General features: G+C 52.1%; 19 protein-coding genes. 6 read left to right on the forward strand and 13 right to left on the reverse strand.

Annotated features, from left to right (window positions below; translation table 11 throughout):
- Nucleotides 1–65 precede the first annotated feature (65 nt).
- The 6 genes from FHW66_RS03150 to mfd form a co-directional block, all read right to left on the reverse strand.
- Nucleotides 66–518 (reverse strand): MaoC family dehydratase, encoded by a 453-nt coding sequence (locus FHW66_RS03150; RefSeq protein WP_183378238.1) that lies wholly within the window; start codon nt 516–518, stop codon nt 66–68.
- An 82-nt stretch (nt 519–600) separates the two neighbouring features.
- On the reverse strand, nt 601–1,251 hold the full coding sequence (locus tag FHW66_RS03155) for a 3-oxoacid CoA-transferase subunit B (protein WP_183378239.1): 651 nt from the start codon (nt 1,249–1,251) through the stop codon (nt 601–603).
- 11 nt (nt 1,252–1,262) lie between these two features.
- Nucleotides 1,263–1,958 carry a CoA transferase subunit A gene (locus FHW66_RS03160; RefSeq protein ID WP_183378240.1) on the reverse strand — a complete coding sequence of 232 codons (696 nt, stop codon included), beginning with the start codon at nt 1,956–1,958 and terminating at the stop codon, nt 1,263–1,265.
- Between the two features lie 110 nt (nt 1,959–2,068).
- On the reverse strand, nt 2,069–2,431 hold the full coding sequence (locus tag FHW66_RS03165) for a hypothetical protein (protein WP_183378644.1): 363 nt from the start codon (nt 2,429–2,431) through the stop codon (nt 2,069–2,071).
- Between the two features lie 22 nt (nt 2,432–2,453).
- Entirely contained in the window at nt 2,454–3,302 is an 849-nt protein-coding gene (serB, locus tag FHW66_RS03170) for a phosphoserine phosphatase SerB (protein ID WP_183378241.1), read from the reverse strand.
- A 56-nt stretch (nt 3,303–3,358) separates the two neighbouring features.
- Nucleotides 3,359–6,817, reverse strand: coding sequence for a transcription-repair coupling factor (gene mfd, locus FHW66_RS03175; protein ID WP_183378645.1), 3,459 nt, complete (start codon nt 6,815–6,817; stop codon nt 3,359–3,361).
- 131 nt (nt 6,818–6,948) lie between these two features.
- On the opposite strand from mfd, the gene ispD reads away from it, so the two are divergent.
- The 3 genes from ispD (at nt 6,949) to FHW66_RS03190 (ending at nt 8,561) form a co-directional block, all read left to right on the forward strand.
- Entirely contained in the window at nt 6,949–7,692 is a 744-nt protein-coding gene (gene ispD / locus FHW66_RS03180; protein WP_183378242.1) for a 2-C-methyl-D-erythritol 4-phosphate cytidylyltransferase, read from the forward strand.
- Nucleotides 7,692–8,195: a 2-C-methyl-D-erythritol 2,4-cyclodiphosphate synthase gene (gene ispF, locus FHW66_RS03185; protein WP_183378646.1), complete on the forward strand. Its 504-nt coding sequence runs from the start codon at nt 7,692–7,694 to the stop codon at nt 8,193–8,195. The genes ispD and ispF overlap by 1 nt, the downstream gene beginning before the upstream one ends.
- 162 nt (nt 8,196–8,357) lie before the next feature.
- The gene (locus tag FHW66_RS03190; RefSeq protein ID WP_007878889.1) at nt 8,358–8,561 is read left to right on the forward strand and encodes a cold-shock protein; all 204 of its coding nucleotides are present in this window, start codon (nt 8,358–8,360) and stop codon (nt 8,559–8,561) included.
- A gap of 252 nt (nt 8,562–8,813) precedes the next feature.
- Here FHW66_RS03190 and aceB read toward each other — a convergent pair whose 3' ends face one another.
- Nucleotides 8,814–10,400 carry a malate synthase A gene (gene aceB, locus FHW66_RS03195; protein WP_183378243.1) on the reverse strand — a complete coding sequence of 529 codons (1,587 nt, stop codon included), beginning with the start codon at nt 10,398–10,400 and terminating at the stop codon, nt 8,814–8,816.
- Between the two features lie 152 nt (nt 10,401–10,552).
- Between aceB and FHW66_RS03200 the strand changes: the two genes are divergently transcribed.
- Entirely contained in the window at nt 10,553–11,464 is a 912-nt protein-coding gene (locus FHW66_RS03200) for a LysR family transcriptional regulator (RefSeq protein ID WP_183378244.1), read from the forward strand.
- Between the two features lie 74 nt (nt 11,465–11,538).
- Here the strand turns inward: FHW66_RS03200 and thrC are convergent, their stop codons facing one another.
- A complete protein-coding gene (thrC, locus tag FHW66_RS03205) occupies nt 11,539–12,999 on the reverse strand; it encodes a threonine synthase (RefSeq protein ID WP_183378245.1) in 1,461 nt (486 codons plus the stop codon).
- Nucleotides 13,000–13,238: 239 nt separating this feature from the next.
- On the opposite strand from thrC, the gene FHW66_RS03210 reads away from it, so the two are divergent.
- Nucleotides 13,239–13,649, forward strand: coding sequence for a surface-adhesin E family protein (locus FHW66_RS03210; protein ID WP_255458786.1), 411 nt, complete (start codon nt 13,239–13,241; stop codon nt 13,647–13,649).
- A gap of 112 nt (nt 13,650–13,761) precedes the next feature.
- Here FHW66_RS03210 and FHW66_RS03215 read toward each other — a convergent pair whose 3' ends face one another.
- The 5 genes from FHW66_RS03215 to FHW66_RS03235 all read right to left on the reverse strand — a co-directional run bounded on the left by FHW66_RS03215 (nt 13,762) and on the right by FHW66_RS03235 (nt 23,419).
- Nucleotides 13,762–14,811 carry a hypothetical protein gene (locus tag FHW66_RS03215; RefSeq protein WP_183378246.1) on the reverse strand — a complete coding sequence of 350 codons (1,050 nt, stop codon included), beginning with the start codon at nt 14,809–14,811 and terminating at the stop codon, nt 13,762–13,764.
- Nucleotides 14,804–15,361 carry a hypothetical protein gene (locus FHW66_RS03220; protein WP_183378247.1) on the reverse strand — a complete coding sequence of 186 codons (558 nt, stop codon included), beginning with the start codon at nt 15,359–15,361 and terminating at the stop codon, nt 14,804–14,806. Before FHW66_RS03220 ends, FHW66_RS03215 begins: the two co-directional genes overlap by 8 nt.
- A 105-nt stretch (nt 15,362–15,466) precedes the next feature.
- Nucleotides 15,467–20,239, reverse strand: coding sequence for an RHS repeat domain-containing protein (locus tag FHW66_RS03225; RefSeq protein WP_183378248.1), 4,773 nt, complete (start codon nt 20,237–20,239; stop codon nt 15,467–15,469).
- Between the two features lie 578 nt (nt 20,240–20,817).
- Complete coding sequence (locus FHW66_RS03230; RefSeq protein ID WP_183378249.1) at nt 20,818–22,128, reverse strand: homoserine dehydrogenase; 1,311 nt, start codon at nt 22,126–22,128, stop codon at nt 20,818–20,820.
- A 61-nt stretch (nt 22,129–22,189) separates the two neighbouring features.
- On the reverse strand, nt 22,190–23,419 hold the full coding sequence (locus FHW66_RS03235) for a pyridoxal phosphate-dependent aminotransferase (protein ID WP_183378250.1): 1,230 nt from the start codon (nt 23,417–23,419) through the stop codon (nt 22,190–22,192).
- Nucleotides 23,420–23,623: 204 nt separating this feature from the next.
- Between FHW66_RS03235 and FHW66_RS03240 the strand changes: the two genes are divergently transcribed.
- Complete coding sequence (locus FHW66_RS03240) at nt 23,624–24,019, forward strand: Mth938-like domain-containing protein (protein WP_183378251.1); 396 nt, start codon at nt 23,624–23,626, stop codon at nt 24,017–24,019.
- Nucleotides 24,020–24,024 lie beyond the last annotated feature (5 nt).

The following is a 24,024-nucleotide window of genomic DNA, read 5'->3' on the forward strand; positions in this document are numbered from 1 at the left end:
ACAGACTGCGACAAGTACGAGTACCAATATGCTGGCAACGGCAGATGTGAACAGTTCCGCTTAGGTCAATAACGGCGCACGATAAACTCGGCGACACACACTGGCTTTTCGCCACGATCAGATTCGATTGTGATCTCCCACACCACCTGTGCACCACCTGGGATGGCTTCCATCGATTGCAGTACGATCAGTGCCCGCACCTGTGCGCCAACTGGCAGGGGTGCCGGAAAGCGAACCCGATTCAAACCATAGTTGAGCAACATGCGTGCATCACCAAGGGAAACACTCTGCCCTAATAATTGGGGCAGCAAAGCCAGCGTCAGAAAACCATGCGCCACCGTACCGCCATAAGGCAATTCACGCTTGCTACGCTCCACATCGACGTGAATCCACTGATGGTCGCCGGTCGCCTCGGCAAATTGATTAACCTGCTCTTGGTTGACTGTGATCCAGTCACTCTGTGCAACCTCCTGCCCCACCAGCGCCTGCAGTTCCTCTACGTTGGCAATTTCACGCATTCCATCAGCTCCTCAATTTTATTCTGTTCAAAAAAAAGCGCCGGCTGATAACTCAACCGACGCTACTACTTTCTTAGACCGACTACACCGCGCTCACATCCAAATCTGCTTCGGTATTAGCCAAGACCTCTTCCTTGCTCACCCCGGTTGCCAGCTCGATGAGCTTCAAGCCAGTCGGCGTGACATCGATCACGCCCAGATCGGTAATGATCCGATTGACCACGCCCACACCAGTCAGCGGCAGATTGCATTGCGGCAAAATCTTTTTCGAGATGCTGCCATCCTTGCCCTTGGCAACATGTTCCATGAGCACCACCACACGCCCCACACCGGCCACCAGATCCATCGCACCACCCATGCCCTTGACCATCTTGCCGGGAATCATCCAGTTCGCCAGATCACCCTGTTGCGATACCTGCATCGCCCCCAGAATCGCAATATTGATCTTGCCACCGCGAATCATCCCGAACGAATCTGCCGAGCTGAAAAACGACGATCCCGCAATCGTAGTCACAGTCTGCTTACCGGCGTTGATCAGATCCGCATCCACCTTGTCCTCGGTCGGAAACGGGCCAATCCCTAATAAACCATTTTCTGACTGCAGCCACACTTCGATGTCAGACGGGACATGATTGGCCACCAGCGTGGGCAAGCCAATCCCCAGATTCACATAAAAACCATCCTGCAATTCCTTGGCTGCTCGCGCTGCCATTTCGTCTCTGGTCCATGCCATTTTTGTTCTCCTTATTTGCTGACAGTGCGCTGTTCGATCCGCTTTTCCGGGGTCGCATTGACCACGATGCGGTGCACGAAAATACCGGGCGTATGAATCTGGTCGGGGTCCAGCGCTCCCACTTCCACCAGTTCTTCGACTTCGACCACAGTGATCTTGCCTGCCATGGCAACATTCGGATTGAAATTACGGGCGGTCTTGTTGTACACCAGATTGCCAGCACGGTCCGCCTTCTGCGCCTTGACCAGCGAGACGTCGGCTACCAGCGAACGCTCCATCACATACTGCGCACCGTCAAACTCACGGATTTCCTTACCTTCGGCAACCAACGTACCGACGCCGGTCTTGGTGAAGAATGCCGGAATGCCAGCACCACCGGCGCGCAGCTTTTCAGCCAGCGTCCCTTGCGGCGTAAATTCCAGCTCCAGCTCGCCCGCCAGATACTGACGCTCGAACTCTTTGTTCTCGCCCACATAGGAAGCGATCATCTTCTTGATCTGGCGCGTCGTCAGTAATTGACCCAGACCAAAGCCATCGATACCGGCATTGTTGGAAATGGCCGTCAGGTTCTGCACATTGGAATCGCGCAGCGCCGCAATCAGCGCCTCCGGAATGCCACACAGGCCGAAGCCGCCTACGGCAATCACCTGGCCGTCATGGACAATCCCGGCTAACGCACTAACGGCGTCTGGATAGACTTTGTTCATGGAATTCCTCTTTCACTGGTTCGGGCAAAAATATGCGCAAAAGTTTACTCCAAGGGCAGACCGGATGGTAACGCTGTCATATGTCCGGACGACGACATGCGCCCAGATATTCATATTGGCATAGGCTTGTTGTTGCCGAGATCAAACCAGCCCTTCAGCAACCGATAGGCCTTCCAGATCCAGGCGAGCGCGCCCAACATCAGCGCCAGCGGAATGCCGATGACGGTCAGGCACAGCAGACCGGCGATAAACAGAGCGAAGAGGTACCACCAGAATGAGCGAATCTGCCAGCGGTGATGACTGTAGACGAAGGTACCAGCAGCTTCGTCACGTTTGAGGTAATTAAGGATCAGGGGTAACCAGGAAAACATGCCCAGCGAGAAAACCAGGCTCAGTCCATGGAAAATATACAACCATGAGGCCAGATCCTTGGCCGACTGCAATCTTGCCTCCAGCACAACTTCCTGATTCAGGACCTGGCTCATGCGGCTCTCCTTATGTTTTTGCCAGTATATGCAAAATCCCATCTAGACCAACAAAGTTCAGCGCCACTGTTGCTTGCGCGCGCACCACAGGCTTCGCACGGAAAGCAACCGACAAACCACTGATGCCCATCATTTTCAGATCGTTGGCACCGTCACCCATGACGATTGCCCGATCAGTCGACACACCCAGATCGGCACACACGCGTTGCACAGTCAGACGTTTTTCTTCGGCGTCGACAATCCCGCCAACCACCTTTCCAGTGAGCTTGCCGTCAACGATCTCGAGCACGTTGGCATGTGTGTAATCGAGCTTCAGACGCTGCTTCATGCGGTCGGTAAAAAAAGTAAAACCACCGGAAACCAGCAAGGTTTTCAAACCAGCTGCCTGAATTGCCTGCAGCATCTTCTCCGCACCCGGAGACAAAGCAAGGCGCTCGTCATAAACACGCTGCAAGGCACCCGCATCGAGCCCCTCAAGTAAGGCGACCCGGCGCGTCAGACTCTCCTGAAATTCAATTTCGCCACGCATGGCAGCTTCAGTAATTTCAGCAACCTGGGGCTTGAGCCCTTGCATGTCGGCAATCTCGTCGATGCACTCAATGGTGATCAGCGTCGAGTCCATGTCCATGGCAACCAGCCTGAAATCGTCAAGGCTCCGCCCAGCTTCTACGAAGGCGTAATCGACCTGCAGTGGCAGGCAGGCAGCATTGATATGCTCTCTCAGTTCAGCGCTATCGGCGATGCCTTCACAGCGCCAGGCATTGCCACTCAAGGCCACGACCCTTTGCGGCTGTGCCAGCTTGATGAGACCCTCAATGGCAGCACGTTCAGTGGAGAGTCCTTGCAGAATCAGATTCATGTTCATGTTGATGGAAATGACAAAATGAGAAATAGGTACGACATTGGCCAGCTAATCTAACCCAGCAAGGAACGCATGGTTGCCTTGACTTGCGTCACGCGCGCATTGAGATCAGGCATATTGGCGGTAATTCTTAGCTTGTCCTGTCCGTTGAGCTTGATGTGCCGATTTTTCTGGATCAGCTCAATGATGCGCATGGCATCGATCGGTGGATTAGGGACGAATTGCAGCAGCGCCGACTCAGCGTGTGCATCAATCTTGATAATGCCCAGCGGCTTGGCTGCGATCCGCAATCGATGCGTTTCTATCAAGGCCCTGGCGACTTCTGGCAGCTTGCCAAAACGATCGATCAACTCCTCCTGTAACGCATCGACTGCCTCTTGCGCGGTACAGTTGGCAAAGCGTTTGTAGAGCGACAAGCGCTCGTGCACATCGCCACAATACTCATTGGGAAGCAAGGCCGGTACATGGAGGTTAATTTCGGTAGTGCTGGCCAACGGGGCTGCAAGATCAGGCTCTTTGCCGTTCTTGAGCGACCGGACCGCTTCGTTGAGCATATCGGAATACATCTGGAAACCGATTTCATGCATCTCACCAGACTGGTTGTCGCCAAGGACCTCACCGGCACCGCGAATTTCCAGATCGTGCATGGCGAGATAAAAGCCGCTTCCCAATTCCTCCATTTGCTGAATCGCCTCCAGCCGTCGTTGCGCCTGTTTGGTCAGGCCTTTAACGTCATTGACCAACAGATAGGCATAGGCCTGGTGATGGGAACGACCAACCCGGCCGCGTAACTGATGTAACTGTGCCAGACCAAATTTATCGGCCCGATGCATGATGATGGTATTGGCCGTCGGCACGTCGATCCCGGTTTCGATGATCGTGGTACAGAGCAAGATATTGGCGCGTTGGGCCACAAAGTCGCGCATGACCTTTTCCAGATCGCGTTCATGCATCTGACCATGTGCGATCAGGACCCGCGCCTCTGGCAACAAAGCCTCAAGCATCGCCTTCCGGTTTTCAATCGTCTCGACTTCATTGTGCAGGAAATACACCTGACCGCCGCGTTTGAGTTCACGCAGGCAAGCCTCTCGAATGGTGGACTCGCCCTCTGCTCGCACGAAGGTCTTGATCGCCAGCCGCTTCTGCGGTGCTGTGGCAATGATCGAAAAATCGCGCAACCCTTCCAGTGCCATCCCCAGCGTACGAGGGATCGGCGTTGCCGTGAGTGTCAGGACATCAACTTCAGCGCGCAGCGATTTAAGCGCTTCTTTCTGACGCACGCCAAAGCGATGCTCTTCATCAATGATGACAAGACCAAGGCGCGTAAATTTAATGTCATCTGAGAGCAGCTTGTGGGTACCGATCACAATATCGAGCGTACCGTCGGCCATGCCCTTGATGGCTTGATTGACTTCCTTGCCGGTACGAAACCGTGATAGCTCAGCAATACGCACTGGCCAGTTTGCAAAACGGTCGGCAAAGGTCTGCGCATGCTGCTCTGCCAGCAGCGTGGTTGGTGCCAGAATGGCAACCTGCTTGCCGCCCATCACCGCCACAAACGCAGCACGCAAGGCGACCTCGGTCTTACCGAAACCGACATCACCACAGATCAGGCGATCCATCGGTTTGCCGCTGGTCATGTCGCCAATCACCGCATTGATGGCGGCAGCCTGATCAGGTGTTTCTTCAAAGCCGAAGCTCTCGGCAAACGCTTCATAATCGCGCGCCGAATACTGAAATGCATGGCCCTGTCGAACCGCTCTGCGGGCATACAGATTCAATAATTCAGCAGCAGTATCCCGGACCTGCTGGGCCGCCTTGCGCTTGGCCTTTTCCCATTGGCCGGAACCTAGTGCATGCAAGGGCGCATCATCGGCAGAAGCGCCTGAGTAGCGCGAAATGACATGCAACTGCGACACGGGCACGTAGAGCTTGGCTTCCTTGGCATATTCAAGATGCAGGAACTCGGTTTCACCCTCACCCAGATCCATGCTCAACAAGCCCATATAACGTCCGATGCCATGATTGGCGTGCACCACCGGGTCGCCAATCTTGAGCTCAGAGAGATCGCGCACCATGTGCTCGACCTGAGTCACTGCCTCCTGCTTCTTGCGGCCGGCACGACGCCCTGAACCGGCATAAAGCTCGGTTTCGGTAATGAAGCACAAACCCTCGTCGACCAGTTCAAAACCGGCATGCAACGGTGCTATACCCAGCATCAGCGGCGCATTGTTGAGCGCGAAACTATCGTAGCCGTCGCACAGTGCAGGATGTAGGTCGAATTCCTTGAAATACTGCTGCAAGGTTTCACGGCGACCGATCGATTCCGCGCACAACATCACACGCTTGTCGGTTCGCAGCAAGTAACTGCGTAAATTGGTCAGCGGATCTTCGGTACGGCGATTGACCGCAATATTGGGAATCGAGGCCGATAATTCTGACGGTGCGTCGTCGGTTTGCAGAGCCAGACGACCATGCGGCTTGACCAGCGAGAAAAAGTCCTCGTCTGTGAGAAAAATGTCTTCCGGTGGCAACACCGGGCGCTCACGATCTGCCTTCAGGAATTGATAGCGCGAGCGGGTATCGCTCCAGAAGCGCTTGATCGCCTGATCGATATCGCCCACCGTGGCAAACAATGTCTGCGCGGGCAGATATCGGAACAGAGTCGCTGTCTCCTCAAAAAACAGCGGCAGATAATATTCAATCCCGGCAGCCGCAATGCCATTGCCAATATCCTTATAGATGGCAGCGCGCGAAGGATCACCCTCGAACACTTCACGCCAACGGCTACGAAATGCAGTGCGCGCCACTTCGTCCATGGGAAATTCTCTCCCTGGCAACAAGCGAACTTCGCGCACCGGGTAGAGCGAGCGCTGGGTATCGGCATCAAAGGTGCGAATGGTTTCAATGGTGTCGCCAAACAGGTCGATACGATAGGGCAAGACCGAACCCATGGGGAAAATATCGATCAACCCGCCTCGCACGGAATACTCTCCGGGCGACATGACTTGTGTGACATGGCTATAACCGGCCAGCGTCAGTTGTGACTTCAGTCGCGCTTCATCAAGCTTCTCTCCCTGCTTGAAGAAGAAGGTGTACCCCGCCAAAAAGCCCGGTGGCGCCATCCGCAACAAGGCGGTCGTGGCAGGTACGATCAACACATCGCACTGGCCACTCTGTATTTCGTAGAGTGTTGCCAGTCGCTCGGACACCAGATCCTGATGCGGCGAGAAAGCGTCGTACGGCAGCGTTTCCCAATCTGGCAACAAGTGACAGCGCAATTTTTGCTGCGCATCGTCAATATTTTGCAGGCTCGCCAGAAACCAGGGAATTTCCGTCAGCAAACGTTGCGCATCGGTAGCATTGGCCACAACGACGGCCAACATGCGTTTCTCCGCTTTGAGCGCGAGTGCGGCCTGTGCCAGCAAATAGGCATCAGCCGAGCCATGCACGGCGGGCGGAACGAAACGTACACCCGGCTTGGGAAGGAGTTTTTTCAGATCGAAGGGCATTGGCTGGATTGGGAGGCGCACCAAGGCGCGCAAAATACGACAAAATGCTGCTGAACCGACTGAATTTCGCTTTAGAATTCAGCCTCACATTATAAACGAAGCACTCTGCCACGCAGGCAGCGCCTACCGGCATGACCATCATCTCTTCACCAACAGCCAGTTCTACCGTACCGCATCCCGTCAGCCATGTTGCGCTGATCCCCGCCGCCGGCGTCGGAGCACGACTGGGCGCAACCATCCCGAAACAGTACATGCTGCTGGCAGGCAAGCCGATGCTGCTACACGCGCTCGACACCTTCGCCGCCAATCCGGCCATTTCGCAAACTTTTGTGGTTGTCAGTGCAGAAGATGGCTATATTGAGGAATTACTGTCGACACAAAGCCATCTGCAAGACAAGGTCACTATTCTGCGACACGGTGGTGCCAGCCGTCAGGAAACAGTGCGCAATGGTCTGCTACACATTCGACAACACCTGCGCGACAACGACTGGGTATTGGTACACGATGCAGCACGTCCCGGCCTCAGTCAGCTGCTCCTGAACCGTTTGCTGACAGCATTGCAGGACGATGAAGTTGGCGGCTTACTGGCGTTGCCAGTGGTCGACACGCTCAAACACAGTGTCAACGATCGCAGCAGCAAAACAGTTCCACGAGCCCATTTGTGGGCGGCGCAAACGCCACAAATGTTTCGCTACGGCTTACTGACGCAAGCGATGCAGCAAGCCAAAGAGCGACTCAGCGAGATCACTGACGACGCCAGCGCAATCGAAATGTTGGGTCTGCAACCAAAACTGGTGGAAGGCAGCCAGCGCAACTTCAAGGTCACACTGGCGCATGATGTTGCTCTGGCCGAACTTTTTTTACAAGGATCATGATGACTGCTTCCCTGCCCCCGTTCCGCATCGGACAAGGTTACGATTGCCATGCGCTGGTGGTCGGTCGCAAACTGATTGTCGGCGGCGTCGACATCCCGCATAAAACTGGTCTGTTGGGCCACTCTGATGCCGATGTGTTGCTACACGCCATCACGGATGCGTTATTCGGCGCGGCCGCATTGGGCGATATCGGACGTCACTTCCCAGATACGGATCCAGAGTTCAAGGGCGCCGATTCGCGCCGGTTGCTGCGTGAAGCCGCCAGACGCGTCATAGCAGCTGGTTATGGCATTGGCAACGTTGACGCCACCATCATCGCTCAGGCACCAAAAATGGCGCCACATATTCCCCAGATGGTTGCCAATGTTGCACAGGATCTCGGGATTGCCGAGAATCAAGTTAACATCAAGGCAAAAACCAATGAAAAAATGGGCTATTTAGGGCGTGAAGAAGGGATTGCATCCGAATCAGTAGTTTTGATCTATCGATTATCTGCAAATTAAATCGATCATAGAGACTGAAAAGCACTTGCATTGACGATTTAATCGGTATAATTAAACGGTCGTTAAGATTCGAGTTGGTAGTGCGGTATCAGTCTGTCATTCCTCTCTAGGTTTAAACGATAATAACGGGCAAAGCCCACACTAACTTATTTAGGAATTAACATGGCAACAGGTATCGTAAAGTGGTTCAATGACTCGAAGGGCTTCGGCTTCATCACTCCTGACGAAGGCGGCGAAGATTTGTTCGCTCACTTCTCGGCAATCCAATCGAACGGCTTCAAGTCCCTGAAAGAAAACCAACGCGTTTCTTTCGAAGTGACAACTGGTCCTAAGGGCAAGCAAGCTTCGAACATCCAAGCAATCTAAGTTCAACTTAGTTCGCAAGATGTAAAAAATCCCCGATGCGTCGGGGATTTTTTTCGTCTGTTGTTTCCGTAGCTTGGATAACGTTAGTCGGTTCTGCAGTTTCCATCTCTCGACGCATCCTTGCTATACATCGCAGCGTGCTCGGAAGTACTGACCTGATAAACCAACGAGAAAAGCCCGCAATGTTCCGCGGGCTTTTTGAAGATAATCCAACTCATCCAGCATCCTGTTCACAGATGCCGGACAAACTCATCAGATCTCTTCGTACAAAGGCAGAGTCAAGAATTCTGCAAAGTTCTGCGAAGTCGACATCTCTTCGAAAATCTGTGCAGCACGATCATAGGTGGCACCATTACCCGCCACTTCCTTGACCTTGACCAGCTCTTCCGGAATCATCGCACGGACCATCTCGGCAGTGACCTTGCGACCATCTTCCAGAACACCCTTGCTGCTGCGAATCCACTGCCATACCTGAGCACGGCTAATTTCAGCAGTCGCAGCATCTTCCATCAGATTATGAATAGGCACGCAACCGTTACCCGCCAGCCATGCGCCTAGGTAATGAATACCAACGTTGATGTTGTAACGCAGACCAGCTTCGGTAATTGGTGTTTCCGGCTGGAAGTTCAGCAGGTCAGCAGCCTTGACCTCAACATCCGGACGTTGCTTTTCAAATTGATTTGGCTTGTCACCGAGAACAGCAACAAACTCCTTCATTGATGCCTCGACCAAACCTGGGTGCGCGACCCAACCACCATCGTAACCATCAGTGGCATCACGACGCTTGTCATTGATGATGCCCTGCATTGCAACGGCATTCTTTTCCGGATCGTTCTTGATTGGAATCAGCGCGCTCATACCACCGATTGCTGGCGCACCACGCTTATGACAGGTCTTCAGCAACAGCAGCGCATAGGCGCGCATGAATGGCGCAGTCATTGTGACCTTGGCACGATCAGCCAGGCAGAAGTCCTTGTCATTCTTGAACTTCTTGATGCAGGAGAAAATGTAATCCCAACGACCAGCGTTCAAGCCAGCGCTGTGTTCGCGCAGTTCATAAAGGATTTCTTCCATCTCGAACGCGGCGGTGATGGTTTCGATCAGCACGGTCGCCTTGATGGTGCCTTGTGGCAGACCGATCTCGTTTTGTGCCATGACGAAAATATCATTCCACAGACGCGCTTCCAGATGTGATTCCATCTTCGGCAGATAGAAATACGGGCCAGCGCCGCGTGCCAGCTGTTCGCGGGCGTTATGGAACAGGAACAACGCAAAGTCAAAAATGCCGCCAGAGATACGCTGACCATCAATGGTGACGTGTTTTTCATCCAGATGCCAACCACGTGGACGCACCACCAACGTAGCAATCTTGTCATTGAGCTTGTAGCTCTTGCCGTTCTGCTCCAGCGAAATGGTACGGCGAATGGCGTCAAACAGATTGATCTGGCCAGTGATCTGGTTATCCCAGACTGGCGAATTGGAATCCTCGAAGTCGGTCATGTAGCTATCGGCGCCAGAGTTGAAGGCGTTAATGACCATCTTGCGCTCGACCGGACCGGTGATTTCTACACGACGGCATTCCAGCGCCTTTGGAATCGGTGCAATTTTCCAGTCGCCAGTGCGAATATGCGCAGTTTCCGACAGGAAGTCAGGACGCTCACCAGCATCTAGACGCTTTACGCGTTCCACACGAGCGGCCAGCAATTCCTGGCGACGTCCTTCAAACGCGCGGCTTAATTTTGCGACCAGCGCCAGCGCATCAGGCGTCAGGATCTGTTCATAACCGGGCTTGATTTCTCCTGAAATCTGCATGCCGGCCGGCAGTGTCAATTGCGTCATTGCTGTGCTCCTTAGTCGTTATGGATCAAATAAATTTGTTACTTAGTATATTTAAACTAAATCATTATGAGTAACACGTTTTTATCAATTTATCTTTGCATTTTAGTCACAAGTGAGCGGATAATTCCTGGTCGCCTTCTGAGGTTACCGCCATGGATCAGTTCAAGCAAATCTCCACTTTCGTCGATGTTGCCAGCAAAGGTAGCCTCTCTGCCGCCGCCCGTGCAGAGGGAGTCGCACCGGCAATGATCGGGCGCCGTCTGGATGCACTGGAAGAAAGATTAGGCGTAAAACTGTTGCAGCGCACTACCCGCAAGCTGGTCTTGACCAACGAAGGCGCTGCCTTTCTGGAGGACTGCCAACGCATCCTTGCGGATTTGGAAGTGGCTGAATCCGCGGTCTCTGAACGCAGCGCCAAGGCGAGTGGCAACCTGCTGATCTCGGCACCGGCAGGCTTTGGACGTCAGCATGTGGCACCGCTGGTACCGTCATTTCTGGCAGAACACCGAGACGTCACATTGACCCTCAACCTGAACGATCGCATCGTGGACCTCATTGGCGAAGGTGTTGACGTCGCCATCCGGATTGCCGCCCTCACCGACTCAAGTTTGGTGAGTGTCAAACTTGCCGACAATCATCGGGTGATCGTTGCGGCTCCTGCCTACCTGCGCCGTCATGGAACACCGCAGTCGCCGGACGATTTAATGCGCCACAATTGCCTGGCGATCAGTAGTGAAGGCAGTCAGCGTGGCTGGACCTTGCGCCAGCAAGGCAAGAACACAGTGTTCAAGGTCGGCGGCAACATGGTCTGCAACGATGGAGAGGTGCTGCACAATTGGGCGTTGAATGGGAAGGGACTTGCCTGGCGCTCGATGTGGGAAGTCGGCTCGGCAATCGAATCTGGTGAGCTAGTGACAGTACTGGACAAGTTTGCCGCGCCCGGCAATGACATTTACGCTGTCTTTGCGCAACGTCGGCATTTGCCGCTGCGTATCCGTGCGTTTGTTGACTTCTTGCGACACGCGTATGCACAGCCAGATTATTGGCGCAAAACGCAGAATTAATGACAAGCAAAACAGAACTGGACCTCCTGACTGTACCTAAGCCGGAACAGTCAGGAGGCAAACCCGCCAATGGATTACAGACCAGTATGCTGGGCCACGAAAGCCTTGACCTTGGCGGCGTCGGCTGACATGACTTCAAAGCGCTGCGGCAAGGCTTCAATGTTTTCAAACCCGGCAGGACGGACCGCATCACGCCCTAGGGCCTCACGGATAGTTTCGTTGAATTTGGCTGGCAAGGCAGTTTCCAGCACGATCATCGTGACGCCAGGCGTGAGGTGCTCACGCGCTACCTTGATACCATCTGCAGTGTGGGTATCAATGGTGATACCGTAAGTTTCCTGAGCAAAACGAATCGTTGCCAGACGATCAGCGTGGGTCGACTTGCCAGAGGCAAATCCATACTGCATCACAGACGCAAATTCATCACCATCACTACCTGCAGCACCACTGAGATCAAAGCCGCCAACGGTTTCCACTTTGTGGAACAACGCTTTCACCCGGGCACTATTGCGTCCTAGCAAGTCATAGATAAAGCGTTCGAAGTTAGAGGCCTTACTGATATCCATACTCGGGCTGCTGGTATGGTAAGTCTGTGCAGCCTTGCGCACCCGGTAGATACCGGTACGGAAAAACTCATCCAGAACATCGTTCTCATTGGTCGCCACCACCAGTTTGTCAATCGGCAGACCCATCATGCGAGCGATATGGCCAGCACAAATATTGCCAAAATTACCAGATGGCACAGTGAAAGAAACTTTTTGGCTATTGTTACTGGTCGCACTCAGATAGCCACGGAAGTAGTACACGACCTGAGCAACCACACGCGCCCAGTTGATCGAATTGACCGTACCAACCTTCTGCTTCTTCTTGTACTCCAGATCATTGGAGATCGCCTTGACGATATCCTGGCAATCATCGAAGACGCCTTCAATAGCCAGATTGAAGATATTGGGATCTTGCAGGCTGAACATTTGGGCCGTCTGGAAAGCGCTCATTTTCTGATGCGGGGACAACATGAACACCCGAATACCCTTTTTGCCACGCATGGCGTATTCAGCAGCACTGCCTGTATCACCCGATGTGGCGCCAACAATATTGAGTTCTGCACCTTTTTTAGCCAGCGCATATTCAAACAAGTTGCCCAGCAATTGCATAGCCATGTCCTTGAATGCCAGCGTAGGACCGTTTGACAACGCTTGTAAAACTAGCTTCTTGTCGCCCTGCTCTTCCAGCACGCGCAAGGGCGTGATCGCTGTTGCAGCTTCACCCTGTCTGGCGTTGCGATATACCTCTGGCGTGTAGGTCTTGTGCGCCAGTGCCGCCAAATCTGCATCCGGAATATCGGTGGCAAATTTTTTCAGGACTTCATAGGCAAGATCGGCATACGACAGCGTGCGCCACTGATCCAGCTCGGCATTGGTCACCTGGGGATAGCTGGCAGGTAGGTACAAGCCGCCATCGGGCGCCAGTCCACCCAGCAGGATATCGGAAAAGGAAGGTGTCGCAGAATGACCGCGAGTGGAAACGTATTGCATAGCGTAATGATTGAAGTCTGGCAGCAGGTTGCTCGGAGTCCGACATTATAGCCGGGCGTCGGGCTCAAGGAACGCGATACAGGAGATTCCCGCAATTTCATCCCATTAACCGCAAACAAGACGCCAAGTGAAATAAAATGTGAGCCTGCTTGAAAGGCAACTAACGTCAGGCTATGCTGGCACCCTTCGACCAGTTTCAGGTGCAGTACCTGAAGCAAAAATGCAAAGAAATGGACTTGATGATGAAAAAATGGCTCTTGATGTTGTGCTTCGTCTGTGTTGGCGCCCACGCCGAAGATTGGCGCACTGTGGGTAACTCGGATACCTCAGAGTTGACGGTTGACGTCGATTCCATCAAGGATAATGGTGGCATTCGCGAAGCGTGGTCGATGTGGAATTTCAGCCAAGCCAGAGCGACCAACGACAAGGATTTCCCTGCACTGAAATCCTACAAGGATCTGCAGCAATACAACTGCAAGGACAAAAGCGTGAAATTGACGCGCGAAATCATTTACGCCGATCTCGATGGCGGTGGCGATAAGCGTGATCACAGCGACGCCCTGAAAAATATGCAATTTGTAAAGACAACCCCGGGGACAGTCGCCGACATCATGCTGCAAAAAGTGTGCAGCTATGAAATCAAGAAATAAGCTGTTCACAAACTAGAAGTAATTTCTTGCGCTGGCTACGCAAAAAGGGTGCCACTATGACACCCTTTCCTCCTTCCCATGGAGCCCTCAGAACCTTCCTTCCAATGACGGTCTACGCGTCAGAAACATCGACATTAGTCGCGCCTGTTATACGAATCCGGTAGCGATGCGTATTCCCATCCACATCAATAAATGAAACAAAAACCTCTCTGGATATGGTGGCGTGGTCGTTCGGATTTTCATAATATTGCAATATCCTGATAGGCCATTGATTCGACGGTCGTATGTGTACCGGTTGAGCATTGTTTTCGGGCCGAGCAGTAAACCCATTCCGTATTTCACTAGTCCAAATAGTATTGATTGTGGGGTGTGCTACCACGTCTGCCAACCTGCGTCCCCCTTGAAATATATTTCGCAGATTAGGCCGTCCAGAAAGAAATGCGCCACCGGTTAAGACAGGTCCTTCTATCATGGGCGGACTGTTTGGTGGAAAACGCAGGTAGGTAATATACAGAGACCACCAGTAAATCTTATCCCAAAATACATTTTCATCGAAATAGGATCGCCATTCCCTGTCCAAATCACGGGCGTGAATGCGACGCGGAGCAACTGATTGAATGGTAACGGCGCGAGCTGACGGACTCCTGGTCTCACTACTTGCTCCATCCATCACCATCCTCGCAACGAAACTTGCGGTTTCTCTCACTGAGGATCGTAACCATATCGAAATCACTTGATGCCTCATCGGAACGGCAACATCCGATGAATCGAAAATTTCCCCACTAGAAACATCTTGGTAATTTTCAACCTGTTCGTGAAAAACAGGAGCAATATCTTGATCGATTGACGTTAGCTCATGGATAAAAGCATTGGGAGGTGTATCCTCTGCGCTTCTAAAACGCGGGTTACGCTGCGAATCAGAGCTCCAGTTGTGTATATTTCCCGTGTCGTTCCTGATTAATCGAAGTGATCTAATTTCATTTTGACTGAGAGGAACATCGTGGAATGCGTTATTCATCCATATCTGTTTCTGCGCATGAATGTGCAACTGCAGTTGTTGATTGTTATTGGCAAACAATTGACTGCGATTATTTACTAAATGGACCTCAAAAATTACCATCTCTGGCACTGGTGGTGGTGGTGGAGTAGATTGCTTATCCATGATGAGCACCTCCAGACCAACAGACAGAGAACCCGTAATGTGGAGGGGCGATCTCGCTCAACAACGTAATATCCAATGACGCAGTCATGGGTTGCACCGGCATCATGACTTTTTCCTTCACAAACGTTGCAAACGCCACATCTGCCATAAAAAAATATTGCACAACCTGAGGATGCGTTCGAAAGTACACTAAGAATGCCTGATACAACATGCCGGAAAAATGGACCGCGTGGACAAGAAACATCGCATGATCAGCCTCGCAGATAGGCTTGATACCATCCTCACCGAAGCGTTCAATATCAAACCAGAACGAAATATGGCGATGTTCTAGCATTGGCAGGAATTTCCCTCCATCTTGTTTCTTACAAATCATCTCGTCAAAATTTCCAGGCACGTGCAACCCGACAGGAGAGGAAAATTCGAGCATGTATTTGACGCCGTCGATAATCATCGGCACACATTCACGACTGCTGGTTACGGCCTGCACACGTCCTATCCAGTCACTCCCGACTGCCCCGCTAAACAAGGCATCATGAATATAAGGCTGCATGAATCTCATTATTTTCTCCTGAAAAAATGACGATCATTTGAGATCGCGCTCATAAAAAATGATCCCCGACTGGCGCACCTTTTCACCGACGTTCTGTCAGGTGAGCTACATGGCCTTGGAATAGATATCCAGTAATGCGGAACTACGTAATTTCACTGCCTGTGCGTAAAATGTTTGATCAAATTCCCGCAAACTATCAAGCACACCGTAGACACCACCAGCAACCGGTTCGAATAACGCGTCATCATCCCTTCGAAGGGCATCAGCAACATCGTCGATGGCATCATAGAATCCAATGGAAATGCTGCTGATATTTTCCAAAAATCCTGCCACGTCCGATGTTAAGTTCATGGACCATCTCACACGGTTTCTTCCGTCGCGGCGAAAATTGAACAATTCCGCGCCGGCTTCTTTGAATCCGATTCGAAGTGCTGTTTGCCGACTTTCCTGGAAAAATAAGGGCACGCGTTCCAAATCCCTGCCATTTACTCGCTCGAACCGGTAGCCGATTTTCCTCATAGTCCTTGACGACTTATAGGCAGCCACGCCCCCTCTGGCAGCGACAGTCACGCCAGAACCAAAAGAAACAACGCCGGATATCAGCGATCCAATAGATAGCCAATAGGCAGTTTGGCTATTGTCCGTTCCATTAATTGCGTCAATCTGCGAAACACTTGCAGACGCAATACCCAAACCTAAAGAGACAGCGCTGCTGGCCAGACTTGCCTTGAGCAATACACCTGTCATCCCTGCTGCGGCAATGGCGGCGGGCCCGCCAAAAACTGCAGCCGCGGCCGTTAGCACAATGGATAAGCCAATCAAAATCCAGGTTGCCCACAGAGGGAGCGCCGACAATCCACTCGGGTCTCTGAAATTAATCGGGTCGCCGCCGCAATAGATATAACTATTGATGCCGCCTTCGAAAAATGGACTCAACGGATCTGGCGACAAGAAGATCATCAGTTCGGGACTATAAGCACGCTGACCATTTCCCAAATGGTAGAGCTGACCAAGTGGATCGTAGCGCTCGCCGTTGAAACCAGGCCGATTACGCTCAATTAGCGTAGCGGCGCCGTTACCGTCGATGTCAGACATACCGTAAGGGGAATACTGTATGTGCCTGACGCCACCATTCGCTGCAGACACCGTCCTCACGCTGGCGGCGCTATCGCTAACATTGACTTCGGTCCCGATGGCATTGATGCTGCGCGCCAACACAGTTCCCTGATGACGCACATACCGTCCGCGGACATTGCCTTGACTCATACCAATGATACGATTCTGGCTGTAGTGCAAGCCGACCGAATTGGCTTGCGCATCGGACTGCCGGATCTGACGTCCACTGGCATCGTAGCCATAGCTAGTCATGGCATTACTGTTATTGCTGATCTTGAGCAGGCGCCCCATGCTATCGAAGGTCAATCGGCGAATACCATCGCTCTCCAGATTGCCGCACGCGTCATAATTCAACTGAATAATTTGTGCCGGATTGGTCGTCGTAATCTGGGTCAGTTGAGTAGGATCGATGCCTTTGTGAAGACGGGTCGCCACATTGTCAACCTGACCGACCAAACCCGTAACCACTTGCGTGATGTTGTTGAGTACATCGTACGTAAATGCCTGGGACCGAATCGATCGCCCAAGTTGATCAGCAGCGTATTGCGGACCGGTGCATACATAGCTGACGAGTCTGCCATAGGTATCGTAGGTAAATGATTCATGCGCAAGGGTGAATTGATTAGCATCGACGATTCGCCGGGAAGCAATTTTGCTATTCGCATGATAGGTCAGCGTGATCGTCTGAAACGGGCGCCCATTCTCGGTTATCTGGCGGCTCGATTCGCGGCCAAACTCGTCATAGTTCACTGTGCTGGCGAACACTTTGCTGTCAGCCGCAGTACTGATCATGCTGACACGGCCAATCCTGTCATAGGAGAGTCCGACCTGAGTCGCCGCTCGTCCAGCACCTGAGATTGTCGCCTGCGAAAAGCGACCGTAGGGATCATAGGAAAGGCTCTCAGTATCGCCTACGGCGGACACAAGATTAGTCAATCGCCCCGCCAAAGAATGACTATACCTGTTAATGAAACTATTCTGATTGACTGACTGGCTGTCCACTTGCACTCGGCCAAATTCATCGTACTGTAAGCTACGCGCTGACTCACTGTTGACAGCACCGACCTGCGCTCCAGTCCTCGGATTCAAAGAAAACGTACTGAATGCCTGACCCGCGATATTGATCTGCTTAACGTCATCAAGCTGTATGTCATATTGATATTCTTTTACGACACCCGTGGGCAGACGGACAGAACTCGGGCGCGTCGATCCGCTTGGATAATTCAGGGATGTAGATAACGTGCTGTTACCACGCGTGTGCGAAACAAGGCGGCCGACACCATCATAAACTTTCCTTCCCAACGTCATATTATTGACTAGTACAGATGTCTTGAGCGGCTCCACCATATGACTGGCATAGAGATAAGAAACCGTCTTGACTTCGTTCCCCGTAGCGGGAGTAATGGTTTCAGTGATAACGCGATCAAAAATATCGTAAGTAAAAACGGAACGATTGCCATTGATATCAGTTTCCGAAGCACAGCGTCCGAAACCGTCAAAAGTGCGCGAGAATATGCTGATCGTTTGTTGGTTGGTCCCCACCAACTGAGCACTGGTGATCTTATCGAATTGATTTTCGACACTGCGCATCATTCCGCTGCCAGAGCGCCCTTTCAGGTGAACCCGTGCTATCGGATCATATTCACTGACGACAACGCTGTTATCGGGTTGCGTGATCTGGCGCACCCGTCCCCAGCCGTCAAAAGCATAGCGTGTCTGAAGTGCTATTGATTGACCATCGATACGATCGGTCACGGTCTCAGAGATTAACTGACCTAATGCATCGTACGTATTCGCGCGGATGCGATACTCAATCGACGCTTGCAGTTGAGAAACCGACACAAGCCGACCAATGCCGTCATAACGTGTAATGTATCGCCCGTTCAAGGCATCATTTGTCACCACATTGGCCGCAACACCCGTACTGGCGAATTGATAGGCGTATTGGCGCACTGCAGCGTTTGACGTGCCAGGGGAAATCGTCTCGACGATTACCCGGCCATTGATGTCATACGCAAAACTCACGGTGACTGCATCATCCTTGCGTATTGATAGCAAAAGATCGTTGACCACCGAAGTCGATCTGAGCGTGGTCAACACCGTATTGTCAAAGCCGACAACACGGCGCGTCTCAGTCAATGTATCTGCGCTAAGTTGATAGGTATATTGCGTGCGTGTGGTCTGGCCATTGAGCGTGACTTGTGACTCGCTTATACGCCCATGCATAACGGCGTCGTTATTGGATTGAAGATAAAACGAGCGTTGTATAAGACTATTGGCAAAGATACTGGACTCTTGAACAATGTAAGGCAAACCTCCTGCCAGACCAGACAACGCCGTATAAGTGTACTCAGTGATCTTGGGATTCAGACCGGGCGACGATGGCACAATCCGTTCCTGGCTCATGAAGCGCTGAAAGAATCCATGTGGTTCCGCTGGACATCTACCAGAAGAACCGTTAATCGGATAATAAGAAAATTCATGACGCACACCGGACGGTTCCACATGAACCAGTTCATTGCCGAAATTATCCGTCTGAATCGTCTCTACCTCCCGGCGCGTAGCACTGTTATTGCCGCTGAAAGTAGTCACCATCTCCCTGGGCAAATGCAGATTCGCAGGCTGCTGACCCAATAGGGCGTTTGGTATGTCGTTATAGGTATATTGCTGTTCAAACCGTGCCCCTGCTCTCGCCGTGTACTCATTGATTGGCAGATGAAAGCGATTGAAGGTTACCTGCTTTTCTTGCAGCACATTATTTGCCCCATCGACCGTCTGATCTCTACACCAATACTCATAAGGGGAGAGATGCTGATACATATTGTCCCGCCCTACCTCAAACTGTGGAAATGGATTGCCTGTGAAATTATTCGCGCTATAGGTATAGCGATGTACGCTATTAGGAGAGTCGCTGCCGCTGCGACTTGTCAGTTGCGACACGAAGGGAATGCGCTGATTTCGGAACGCGTGTCCAATACCATCGTAGGCAAGGATGTCTTCGCCCCCCATCGGGTTTGTGAAACTGGATATGGCAAGATAACCATTGAGATTTCTGTACTGAAATGCGAATCTAGGCAGATTCTGTACGGAGGAATTGGTCTCAACCGGCACCGAAACATTGGTCAACTGATTGGAGAAATACGTAAAGTGGATACGGCTAGAACGCCCCCCATCCTGCAACACATCCGCTTGCGAGAGCAATTCGCTGATGTAGCGCAGTGTCAGATATGTCCGTCCCGAGTTTGCATTTGATATCGAAGCGAGACGATCGCCCGAAGCTACCCGTGTATAGGTGAAATTGAATCTTTCGCCATTTTCAAAAATAAGCTCAACGAGCGAGAAAATAGGACCAGGACGCAAACGACGCAGTACTTCGACGACACCGTCCTTATAAATCACGTGCAATATATCTGCAGATTGCCTACGCACCACCATATCTTCGAGCTTGCGATCCCAGAACCGCAAGGATGCATTAACACCTGCTGGCGGTAGCGAGTCGGTCGCGTAAATCTGCCCGGTGATCAATCTAAGTTGTCGCACATCCTCATTGAACTCAGTCGTGTTTAAGGTCCAGCCCAAACCAAAACCGGTATTGAGATCCTCCATCATGGAAAATGAAAGTGTGATGTCGCGGTGTTGCTCTACCGGTCCTTCAGGAGAAATCGTCGCCAGTCTAATGCGACTACCGTATTGTCCTGTTCGCAAATCCACTCCACCACTCAGATAAGAATCAAAATTGAACGCATTGGAATAGATTTGCATTATGAAAGTCTTTCTGGATTCAAAGACGACACGAGAAATGATGTGTTAAAAATGTACGAGGACCGTTCGAATGCAGACTAAACTTTTCAGAGAACTGTCGCCCCCCCCATCAAGAGGGGGCATATGAAATCATTGTCGCAACATGAGTGACATCATGAGCATCGTTGACTGCGTCGCTTCTGCAGGACATGCGAGGAGAACATTTTTTGTACTATTTCTAGCCGCAGAGAATCAGGACCATTGATGAGATGTTCTACGCAGTAGATGCGTCCGAAATTGGCAAGCGTCCAGCTGATCCACATTTTCACCGCACACGGTGCTAACTGGAGTGCGCGACCGGAAGCAGAGCGCCTACAGCCGCAGCTGACTTCTCGCTCAGTGTCGCCCTTTCAGGCAGGAGGCGAAATCTCTTCATTGAATACGAACGCACTCCTTCGCTGCGCAATCATTAGAGTGCACACATGCTGGACGCGCATGAAAAATGCCGTTCAGTCTAGACTGAACGGCATTAGGACCATCGGGTACTTTTTTATCGAAAAATAAGCAAAAAAGCCGAAGTGGACTTAACCCTAGCTTATTTAGCTCAACTCTTCCAGGCGGATCTTTGTGACCGTGCCAACCACCGTGGACAGCCCCTCGATCTTGACAATCGCCGCCTCGATATTACGCTCCTGTGTCTGATGCGTGAGCATGATGATATCGGTCTGGGTTTCGCCTTCCGATGGTTCCTTTTGCAGCATGGCATCGATCGAGATCGACGAATCAGCCAGAATCCGCGTCACGTCAGCCAGCACGCCTGGCTTGTCTGCGACTTGCATGCGCAGATAGTAGCTGGTGGTCACTTCAGTAATCGGCAACACAGGTGTATCGGCCATGGCATTCGGCTGGAATGCCAGATACGGTACACGATGTTCAGGATCCGCAGTAGCGAGGCGGGTGATATCCACCAGATCAGCAATCACTGCCGATGCGGTTGGCTCAGCGCCAGCGCCCTTGCCGTAATAAAGCGTCTCGCCGACCGCATCACCACGCACAACCACCGCATTCATCGCACCCTCCACATTGGCGATCAGGCGGGTAGCCGGAATCAAGGTCGGGTGAACGCGCAACTCAATGCCATTGGCAGTCTGGCGAGTAATCCCCAGCAGCTTGATACGATAGCCAAGCTGCTCCGCATATTTGATGTCGGTCGCTTGCAGCTTGGTGATGCCCTCTACATACGCCTTGTTGAACTGCACCGGAATACCAAATGCAATCGACGCCATGATGGTCAGCTTGTGCGCAGCATCGATACCCTCAATATCAAAGGTCGGATCAGCTTCAGCGTAACCCAGGCGCTGTGCCTCGGCCAATACCACATTGAAGTCGAGTCCCTTGTCACGCATTTCCGACAGGATAAAGTTAGTCGTTCCATTGATGATGCCGGCAATCCAGTCAATGCGATTGGCGGTCAAGCCCTCGCGCAAGGCCTTGATGATCGGAATACCACCGGCCACAGCTGCCTCAAAGGCGACCATGACACCCTTTTCCTGTGCTGCCTTGAAGATTTCATTACCATGCGCGGCAATCAATGCCTTGTTCGCAGTCACCACATGCTTGCCATTGGCAATCGCCTTGAGCACCAACTCCTTGGCAACGTCATAGCCGCCAATCAGCTCAACAACGATATCGATCTCGGGATCGTTGACGACCAGATTAGCGTCTCCCACCACCTTGACTTGTCCATTGGTCAGCTCGGTGGCACGCGCGGTATTGCGAGCGGCCACCATGGTAATTTCAATGCCGCGCCCGGCGCGACGCGCAATTTCTTCCTGATTGCGCGTCAATACATTGAAAGTACCGGAACCCACGGTGCCGATGCCAAGCAAGCCTACTTTGATGGATTTCATAATGTCTTAGTGGTTGATAAAAATGACCGCCACAACGCTGCGGCGGGTACTGCGGTAAAACTCATGCGGTGCCGTGACGCTTGCGATAACCTTCAAGGAAGTGCGCAATGCGGCCAATCGATGCCGTCAAATCATCGGTATTGGGCAGGAATACGACCCGGAAGTGATCTGGCGTCGGGCAATTGAACCCAGTTCCCTGCACAATCAACACCTTCTCTTCGGCCAGCAGCTCATAGGCGAACTCCTGATCATCGCGGATCGGATACACCGCCGGATCCAGACGAGGAAACATGTAAAGCGCCGATTTCGGCTTTACACACGTCACGCCAGGAATATCCGTTAGCAATTGGTGCGCCAGATCACGCTGACGCGTCAGCCGGCCATTGGGCGCAACCAGATCATTAATACTTTGATATCCACCCAGCGCAGTCTGAATCGCATATTGTCCCGGGGCATTAGCGCACAGGCGCATCGACGCCAACATATTGAGGCCTTCGATGTAATCCTTCGCGTGTTTTTTCTCGCCGGAAACAACCATCCAGCCGGCCCGATAACCACAGGAGCGATAATTCTTGGACAAACCATTGAAGGTAATGAACAGGACATCGTCCGCCAGCGATGCCAGCGAGGTATGGGTGTTGCCGTCGTAGAGCACCTTGTCATAAATTTCGTCAGCAAGGATGATCAACTGATGCTGGCGAGCAACTTCCACCAACTCCTTGAGCACATCCGTAGTATACAGCGCGCCGGTCGGGTTATTCGGATTGATCACCACAATCGCCTTGGTATTGGACGTGATCTTCTTGCGAATATCCGCAATATCAGGCTGCCAGCCAGCCTGTTCATCACACACGTAATGCACTGGAGTGCCGCCGGAAAGGCTGACAGCAGCAGTCCAGAGCGGATAATCCGGTGAAGGCACCAGCACTTCATCGCCGGTATTGAGCAATGCATTGACACTCATGACGATCAGTTCCGAGGCGCCATTACCGAGATAAATATCGTCAATGGTGACGCCCTGGATATTCTTTTGCTGGGTGTAATGCATCACTGACTTGCGCGGTGCAAACAAGCCCTTGGAATCCGTGTAACCTGAGGCATTGCCCATATTGCGGATCATGTCCTGCACGATCTCGTCGGGCGCGTCAAAGCCGAAGGCGGCCAGATTACCAATATTGAGCTTGATGATCTTGTGGCCTTCTTCTTCCATTTGCCGGGCTTTTTCCAGCACGGGGCCACGAATGTCATAGCAGACATCAGCCAATTTCTTCGATTTATGAATCGGTCGCACGGTGCAAATCCTTAGAGTGAGCTAGCCCGACAGCGCCGCCGGGACCGGCCATTTTGCCGAAAGCCTTCTATTTTATCAACGAATAAAACTTGGTCAGGAACGGGAAGACGCTACAATGCTGCACTTAAAGAACGGATGCCGTGATGTGATGCGGCATGTCAGCCGCCATCCTCTTGTCCGCAGCACCATTTCGACCAAGATGCCATGAAGCTTCAATCCACAGAAACCCAGCAATATCAAACTGTCACTGCCTACGATGAACGCGGCATTGAACTTAACGCAGTGCGCTTCGATCATAGCCTGCTTGTTTTACCGGAAACACCGCCTACAATCTGGCCCGTCCCGCATTTCGACGCGCTGACCAGCGAACATTTTGACCAGATCGATGCAACGCATCCCGATGTGGTCATCCTCGGTACCGGGCCGCGTCAGCGCTTCGTCCATCCCCGATTGATCGCGAATCTGACTGCACGTCGTATCGGTGTCGAATGCATGGATAATCAGGCAGCTTGCCGGACATACAATATTTTGATGGCTGAGGGCCGAAAGGTCGCCTTGGCGCTGATTCTGGAATCTGCACCAGTTTCTGCGCCGACCTGACTATC

Origin of the sequence: Herbaspirillum sp. Sphag64 (genome assembly GCF_014192645.1) — a bacterium.
Classification (GTDB): Bacteria; Pseudomonadota; Gammaproteobacteria; order Burkholderiales; family Burkholderiaceae_D; genus Herbaspirillum.